This window comes from Herminiimonas sp., assembly GCF_030645555.1.
In the GTDB taxonomy this organism is placed as follows: Bacteria; Pseudomonadota; Gammaproteobacteria; order Burkholderiales; family Burkholderiaceae_D; genus Oxalicibacterium.
Window position 1 is genome coordinate 1 of record NZ_JAUSME010000193.1, and the last position, 6,986, is coordinate 6,986.

Annotated in this window: 7 protein-coding genes and 1 pseudogene; 2 read left to right on the forward strand and 6 right to left on the reverse strand. The window is 58.5% G+C overall.

All coding sequences use genetic code 11. The features are described 5' to 3' along the window. The 3 genes and pseudogenes from Q7T06_RS07455 to Q7T06_RS07465 all read right to left on the reverse strand — a co-directional run. Positions 1-194 (reverse strand): annotated as a pseudogene (locus Q7T06_RS07455) (SPOR domain-containing protein); the annotation flags it as partial. A 10-nt stretch (positions 195-204) separates the two neighbouring features. Continuing rightward, complete coding sequence (gene argS / locus Q7T06_RS07460) at positions 205-1,950, reverse strand: arginine--tRNA ligase (RefSeq protein ID WP_304782761.1); 1,746 nt, start codon at positions 1,948-1,950, stop codon at positions 205-207. Positions 1,951-2,028: 78 nt separating this feature from the next. Next, positions 2,029-2,373, reverse strand: a complete 345-nt coding sequence (locus tag Q7T06_RS07465) for a gamma-glutamylcyclotransferase family protein (RefSeq protein WP_304782764.1) — start codon at positions 2,371-2,373, stop codon at positions 2,029-2,031. A gap of 297 nt (positions 2,374-2,670) precedes the next feature. Here Q7T06_RS07465 and Q7T06_RS07470 point away from each other — a divergent pair, with 297 nt between their 5' ends. Further along, complete coding sequence (locus Q7T06_RS07470) at positions 2,671-3,435, forward strand: TerC family protein (RefSeq protein ID WP_304782767.1); 765 nt, start codon at positions 2,671-2,673, stop codon at positions 3,433-3,435. Between the two features lie 8 nt (positions 3,436-3,443). Here Q7T06_RS07470 and Q7T06_RS07475 read toward each other — a convergent pair whose 3' ends face one another. Both Q7T06_RS07475 and Q7T06_RS07480 read right to left on the reverse strand, forming a co-directional pair. Beyond that, positions 3,444-4,010: a DUF2062 domain-containing protein gene (locus tag Q7T06_RS07475; RefSeq protein WP_304782771.1), complete on the reverse strand. Its 567-nt coding sequence runs from the start codon at positions 4,008-4,010 to the stop codon at positions 3,444-3,446. 90 nt (positions 4,011-4,100) lie between these two features. Beyond that, positions 4,101-5,786, reverse strand: coding sequence for a SulP family inorganic anion transporter (locus Q7T06_RS07480; protein ID WP_304782776.1), 1,686 nt, complete (start codon positions 5,784-5,786; stop codon positions 4,101-4,103). 128 nt (positions 5,787-5,914) lie between these two features. On the opposite strand from Q7T06_RS07480, the gene Q7T06_RS07485 reads away from it, so the two are divergent. After that, positions 5,915-6,130 (forward strand): DUF3717 domain-containing protein, encoded by a 216-nt coding sequence (locus Q7T06_RS07485; protein ID WP_304782779.1) that lies wholly within the window; start codon positions 5,915-5,917, stop codon positions 6,128-6,130. 7 nt (positions 6,131-6,137) lie between these two features. Here the strand turns inward: Q7T06_RS07485 and Q7T06_RS07490 are convergent. Next, positions 6,138-6,986: DUF4080 domain-containing protein (locus Q7T06_RS07490; RefSeq protein WP_304782781.1), on the reverse strand; the 849-nt coding region annotated here is incomplete at its 5' end.

Here is a 6,986-nt window from a genome sequence, read left to right on the forward strand (position 1 = left end):
AGCGGCTTGTTCGGATCAGTCAGGTCCCCATTGGCCGGCGCTACCGCTTTTTCCTGCGCGCCCTTGTTGGTGAATGGCAGTGGGGTTTTGTATATCACCACCGCTACACCGACTGCGATGCCGAGGCCAAGGATGAGGCCAACGATCAAACCGAGCAATGTGCCGCCTGCCTGCTTTTTACTATTCTTGTGCATAAGTTTCCTGTTACATCCGGGCCGGTGCCGATACACCGATCAATGCCAGACCATTGCGCAATACCTGCCGTGTTGCGTGCATCAGTGCCAGTCGCGCCATCTTGACTGCAACATCGTCCACCAATACCCGCTCTGCATTGTAGTAGCTATGCAGTTCGCCTGCTAAGTCGCGCAGATAAAATGCTACCTGATGCGGGCCCAGTTCTTCCAGCGCCCTTTGCAGCGTCTCTGGATATTCTGCCAGCTTGGCCAGCAGTGTCGCTTCGCGCGGCGCCACCAGCGGCGACAGATCGACATCAAGCAGCGTGGATTCATCGCCATCGGTCCATTGCGCGAGCACCGAGCAAATGCGGGCGTGTGCATATTGCACGTAATAGACCGGGTTTTCATCGCCTTGCGTCAATGCGATATCGACGTCGAAGACAAATTCGGTATCGGCCTTGCGCGAGATCAGGAAGAAACGCACGGCGTCGCGGCCACGCGTCAGATCGCGCACGGTGACGGGCTCGGTGCCTTCCGGCGTTTCGCCATTCGACCATTCGATCAAATCGCGCAGCGTGACGTAGGAACCGGCGCGCTTGGAAATCTTCACTTCCTCGCCGTTCTTCATCACGGTGACCATCTTGTGCAGCACATAATCCGGATAACCTTGCGGGATGCCGATGTCGAGCGCCTGCAAACCGGCGCGCACGCGGGCGATGGTGCCGTGGTGGTCGCTGCCCTGCACATTGATCGCCTGCGTAAAGCCGCGCTGCCATTTGACGACGTGATAGGCGACGTCCGGCACGAAGTAGGTGTAGTTGCCGTCGGATTTCTTCATCACGCGATCCTTGTCGTCGTGATAATCGGTCGTGCGCAGCCACAGCGCGCCGTCGAGTTCATACGTCTTGCCGGCCTTGATCAAGGCATCGACCGCAGACTGCACCTTGCCGTCGCTGTAGAGCGAGGATTCCAGATAGTAGTTGTCGAACTGGACGCCGAAGGCGAGCAGATCCAGGTCCTGTTCGTGACGCAGATAGGTGACGGCGAAATGACGTATCGATTCGATATCGTTGATGTCGCCGCTGGCAGTGTAGGGTGTGCCATCGCTGGCGGCGACTGTTTTCCCGGCGAGGAAATCGTCGGCGATGTCCTGGATGTAATCGCCGTTGTAGGCAGATTCCGGCCAGCCTGCATCGCCCGGCTTCAAGCCTTTGGCGCGCGCCTGCACCGACGTGGCCAGTGTGGCGATCTGCACGCCGGCATCGTTGTAATAGAACTCGCGCGTGACGTCGTAGCCTTGCGCATAGAACAGCGCAGACATCGCATCGCCCAGGGCGCCCTGGCGGCCGTGGCCTACATGCAGGGGGCCGGTCGGGTTGGCGGAAACGAATTCGACGATGATCTTCTTGCCGGCGCCAGCCTTGCTCTTGCCGTATTCCGGCCCTTGCTGCAGCACGGTCTTGACGACTTCCTGGCGCGACGCTGCGGTCAGGCGCAGGTTGATGAAACCCGGACCGGCGATATCAGCCGATTCGATCAAGTCGCGGTTGGCTGGATTGTCGAGCAATGCGGCCACGAGTGCCTGCGCCACTTCACGCGGATTTTTCTTGAGCGGCTTGGCCAGCTGCATCGCCAGGTTGCAGGCGACATCGCCATGCGAGGGGTCGCGCGGACGCTCCAGCGTCACGGTCGGCTGTAAATCGGTGCCTGCTACCAGAGGGGCAAGTGCGGCCTGGAAAAGTTCGATGATGCGTTGTTTTTGTGCTGCGAGCATGGGTATGTTTCTGACGGTGCGGGCACCGAAGATTGAATAGTAATGAATGTAGGCGGAATTATACTGGCTCGCCAGCACTCACCGACCGAATTTGTCGCGGCTATACGCGCCGATAAAACGCGACATCTGGAACGCCTGCGGCTCCCACGATACAGCAGACAGACGCTGCCGGGCCAGAAAAATGTAAGTGCCCGCTATCACGATTTCGCCTGCAGGCATTTTAACGGCAATCTCGGCGCGCGCATATTCACAGCCCTCGAATGCATCCAGCGCCGCCACATCCTGCGCATCGACATCGAAGTACAGCACGCCCTCAACCTGCTCCCCGGCGCGCGCCACCATGCCGGGATACGTATCGTCGACCAGGGCCCGGCGGATGAAATCATGCGCCGTCGCAGGCACCGAGCGATAACTGCCGCGCACGACGCGCTACCAGATTTGCGGGAACATCAAGGGGCCGTAGGTAAATATATGCATGCTGGTCCTGCCTGAAATGGCCGGGCACATCCGGTCCGGTATTTTAGAACGTCTGATTAGCACGTCCAAAGCAGTAGCACTGCCCGCACCCGGCCATGCGCTGGTTGGCGCAGCCAGCTTTACCTGTTAATGTTCGATCATCAATCCGCAAAATAGCGGCAAGCATCACGGCATTCTGCCCTAGTGCATGCATAGTGAACCCGGCCCCACCTTTTTCATCTTGAATATCTCTGGAGACTCGCCATGCTTGAACTCGTATCCGACCCGCAAATCTGGATGGCCTTCATCACCCTGACCGCACTTGAACTGGTGCTGGGTATAGACAACATCATTTTCATTTCCATCCTGGTCGACAAATTGCCGGTCGAGCGCCGCGAGTTTGCACGCAAGCTTGGCCTCTTCATTGCGATGTTCATGCGCATCGCCTTGCTGATGGTGCTGGCGTGGATAGTCGGCCTGACGGCGCCGCTGTTTACGATCATGAAGCAGGAAATTTCCGGGCGTGACTTGATCATGATAGGCGGCGGCCTGTTCCTGATCTGGAAAAGCACGGGCGAAATCCATCAGGCGCTGGAAGGCGAGGAAGGGCATAGCTCCAGCGTCGTCAAGGCGACGTTCACAGCCGTGATCCTGCAGATCATGGTGGTCGATATGGTGTTTTCGCTGGATTCGATCATCACCGCGGTCGGCATGGTCGACGAAATCGAGGTGATGGTCGCAGCCGTGATTGCATCGGTGGGCTTGATGATGGTGTTTGCCGGATCGATAGGCCGCTTCGTCTCCGAGCATCCATCGATCAAGGTGCTGGCGCTGGCCTTCCTGGTCGCAATCGGCGTCTTGCTGATCGCCGAAGGGTTCGACCATCACGTACCGAAAGCCTATATCTACACCGCGATGGCGTTTGCACTGATCGTGGAAATGATCAATATGCGCATGCGCGCACGCACTGCCAAGCCGGTGCATTTGCATGCGCCGTATTCTTCCGACAAGTCAGAACCGCAGGGTTAAGCCGGAACTCAGAACTGGCGCAGGCGACGCTTGCGCCAGCGATGCAACGCCTGCAATTGCCAAACCAGCTTGACCAGCAGATAGCCGGCCACGGCCGACACTGTGGCGATGATGGCCAGGCCTATCATCAATTGCGGCCCTACGCTTTGCACCCAGTCGATCAGATTGCCGAACCAGTTGCCGACTTGTCCCTGCTCGCCGGCAACTTTCGTGAGCATGCCAGTGCTTAGCGCTGCGCCCCCGGCACCCTGGTCCGCCTCCATCAGCAAGTTGCCCAGCCGGTAAGCCGCGTAATACAGGGGCGGCACTGTAAACGGATTGGTGACAAAAGTGGCAAACGCTGCCACCGGCAAATTGACACGCACCAGTATCGCGCCCAGCGCGCCAAACAGTATTTGCGCAAAAGGAATCAGAATGCCGACGAACAGGCCGACCGCCAATCCGCCGGCGACGCCGCGCCGGTTGAATTGCCAGAGGAAATGGTGATGCAGATAGCCGCTGAATGGTTTCAGAAAACGATTTTCCTGGATGCTCTGCGACGTCGGCATATGCTTGAAGAACCGGCTGCGACGCATGGGATGACTGCTCCTGTTACTTGCAACAATGTAATTCGACACGCAAACTGCAGCGGAATTCACAACGATGCAAAGAATAGTTGGATTTACCTAGCGCGGATCACGCAAGGCCGCGATTGCTTCATGATCGGTCATGAAAATATGTTCTTTTCCCAGCACCGAAATCCAGCTCGCCGCGTCCAGCACATCCCACACCTGCTTCTTGATCGCCGAGACGTATAGAACGACGCCCAGGCTGTGGAGTGTGACGTGCAGCGATTCCAGCGTATCGACGCCGGTAGCATCGATTTCATTCACAGAGCCGACGCACAGCAGGATGCGCTTGATGTGCGGATCACGACTGCATTGCGCGACAACGAAGCGTTCCAGCGCCGCACCGGTAAGAAAATTCAGGGCGGCATCGATGCGCACCGCCAGCAGATCAGGCGCCAGCCGCGGCAGATCGAAGCGCTGGCTATCGCGCAGCGTGCCATCCTGGTGTTCGCTGACCTCGATGATGCGCGGCTGCATGTGGCGGTACAGATACGACACCATCGTCAGCCCAATGCCGGCCATCACGCCCCAATGCAGACGCGGCATCGCGGCGATGGTCACGATGAAGGTAACGACGGCGACTGCAGCATCGGCACGCGAAATCGAAAACAGGCGCTTGAATGCAGCGAAGTCGAGCAAGCCGAACACCGGCACCATAATCAGCGCAGCCAGCACCGCACGCGGCAGGTAATACAGCAAATCGGTCAAAAACAGCAGGCTGAACAAGACGCACAATGCCGTAAACAAGGTCGACCACCCGCTGGTCGCGCCCGCATATAGGTTGAGGGCAGAACGTGAAAACGAACCGCTGACCGGGAACGCGCCGCTGAAACCGCTGGCGACCTTGGCCAGACCCTGGCCTATCAATTCCTGGTTTTCATCCCAGCGTTCATGCCGCTTGCGTGCCAGCACGCGACAGCTAGACATCGCTTCGGTAAAGCTGATCAATGCCAGCACCAGCGCGGCAGGCCACAGGTCGCGATGATGTTCGAATGAAATCGAAGGCAGTCCTGACAGCGGCGGCAAGCCGCGCGCAATTTCACCGACAATCGCGCCGCCGCTGGCCGCATAGCCTAGCGCCCAGCTGACAGCCGTGCCAATTATCGTGACCAGCAGAATGCCGGGGAAACGTGGAAAATAGCGCTTGCTCGCAATCAGCAAGGCCAGCGTACCGAAGCCGAAGGCGCTGGTCAGCAGCACGCTCGTCGGCGCTGCCATCGTGCGGCGCAACACCTCAGCCGTATTGGCCACAAACAGCTCGGGCACGCCCAGCAAGGATGGCAATTGCGTAACGATGATGATGATCGCTGCCGCATTGATGAAGCCTATGATCACCGGTTGCGAAACCAGATTCGACAGGCGGCCCAGCCTGAATGCGCCGAGCAGGAACTGGATCAGGCCGGCATACAGCGACAGCCAGATTGCCAGCGCGACCCATTGCTCGCTGGCGGGCGCCGCCAGCGGCGACAGCGAGCCAAACACCAGCAGGCTGGTCAGCGCGACCGGGCCCACGGCCAGCAAGGCCGACGAACCCCACAGGATGCCGATCACGCCAGGCAGCAAGGCCGCATACAAGCCGGTGGCAGCCGGCATGCCGGCCAGCGTTGCATAGGCGACAGCCTGCGGTATCAATACCAGGCCCACGCTGATGCCGGCCCAGGCATCGCTTTTGATCGATGCAACTGTAGGCCGCGGCCAGCGCAGGAAAGGGAAAAAGCGTTTGAGGTCGAAGGCAGAATTCATGAAAAACTGTTTAGAGTAAAAGTATGCACAGCAGATTGTATGCGCATGCCGGGCTCAACTTGCCTGCTTGCAAGGCTATCGCGCGCCAGCCCTTTTACCGCATGCGGCGCCGCGCGTACAATGTAGCCATGGATATCACCCTGCCCGAACTCGAACAAGTCATCAACTACTGGCGCACGCAGCGCCCGTCTACCGGTGAAGAACGCGCGCTGTCGGCGGAAGTGAATAATCTGGCCCGGGTCTACGCATTGATGATTTTCAATCACCAGCAAGCTACCCCGCTGGCCATGCTGGATGGAACTTGCCGACAATTGATAGACAGCTGGCGCCAGCAAGCCGGCTGAAGCCGCATCAAGCTGCCAGATGCCGCGCCTGACGCTGCGGCAATGCATGCTCGGCCTTGCCTTCCGCCTTTTTCAACGCCTGCGTCTTGAGTTTGGTATTGGCTTGTCCGGCGTAATCGCTGCGCAAGACTATCGCCACCTGCTCTTCTTCCATTCCTTCCAATACCAGCCATTGCCCTACCAGCACCGCCAGGCGCTCGAGCGCAATCCGGTTAGTTGCATCGGTAGTCGCATACAGCCAGTTCGATAATCGCATGAAGTTGACAAAGGGCGAGTCGCGCAATATCAATGGCAGGGTATGCGCAAAGCGTCCCGAATTGGCGACCAGATCCCAGTAGCGCGCAAAGCGCACCAGCTGCTGCATCTGATTGAAGTCTATGCGGTCAGTAGCAAGTATGGTGTAGGGCGGATGCGGATCGAAGACCAGGCCGTATTGCTCGGTATGGCGGATGATGGGCGTGCCGCGCAGACGCTTCAGGATGCCGAACTGGATTTCATGCGGCTGCAATGCCAGCAGGCGATCGAAGCCGCGCGCAAAACTGGCCACATCCTCACCCGGCAAGCCGGCGATCAGATCGACGTGCATGTGCGCATGCGAGTTTTCGCATAGCCAACGGATATTTTCCGCCGCCTTTTCATTGTTTTGCTTGCGGCTAACCAGCGCCTGCACCTCGGGATTGAAACTCTGGATGCCGATTTCAAATTGCAGCGTGCCGGGCGGGAATTTTTTGATCCCATCCTTCAATGCATCCGGCAAATGATCGGGCACCACTTCAAAATGCGCAAACACCGGATCGTCCGGATGCGCCGCCAGCTTGTCGAGGAAAAACTGCATGATCTTCAGGCTGGTCTTGAT

Excerpts from the sequence above, each read along its gene's own strand:
- argS (WP_304782761.1), bottom strand. The coding sequence starts at position 1,950 with ATGCTCGCAGCACAAAAACAACGCATCATCGAACTTTTCCAGGCCGCA.
- Q7T06_RS07470 (WP_304782767.1), top strand. The coding sequence starts at position 2,671 with ATGCTTGAACTCGTATCCGACCCGCAAATCTGGATGGCCTTCATCACC.
- Q7T06_RS07475 (WP_304782771.1), bottom strand. The coding sequence starts at position 4,010 with ATGCGTCGCAGCCGGTTCTTCAAGCATATGCCGACGTCGCAGAGCATC.
- Q7T06_RS07480 (WP_304782776.1), bottom strand. The coding sequence starts at position 5,786 with ATGAATTCTGCCTTCGACCTCAAACGCTTTTTCCCTTTCCTGCGCTGG.
- Q7T06_RS07485 (WP_304782779.1), top strand. The coding sequence starts at position 5,915 with ATGGATATCACCCTGCCCGAACTCGAACAAGTCATCAACTACTGGCGC.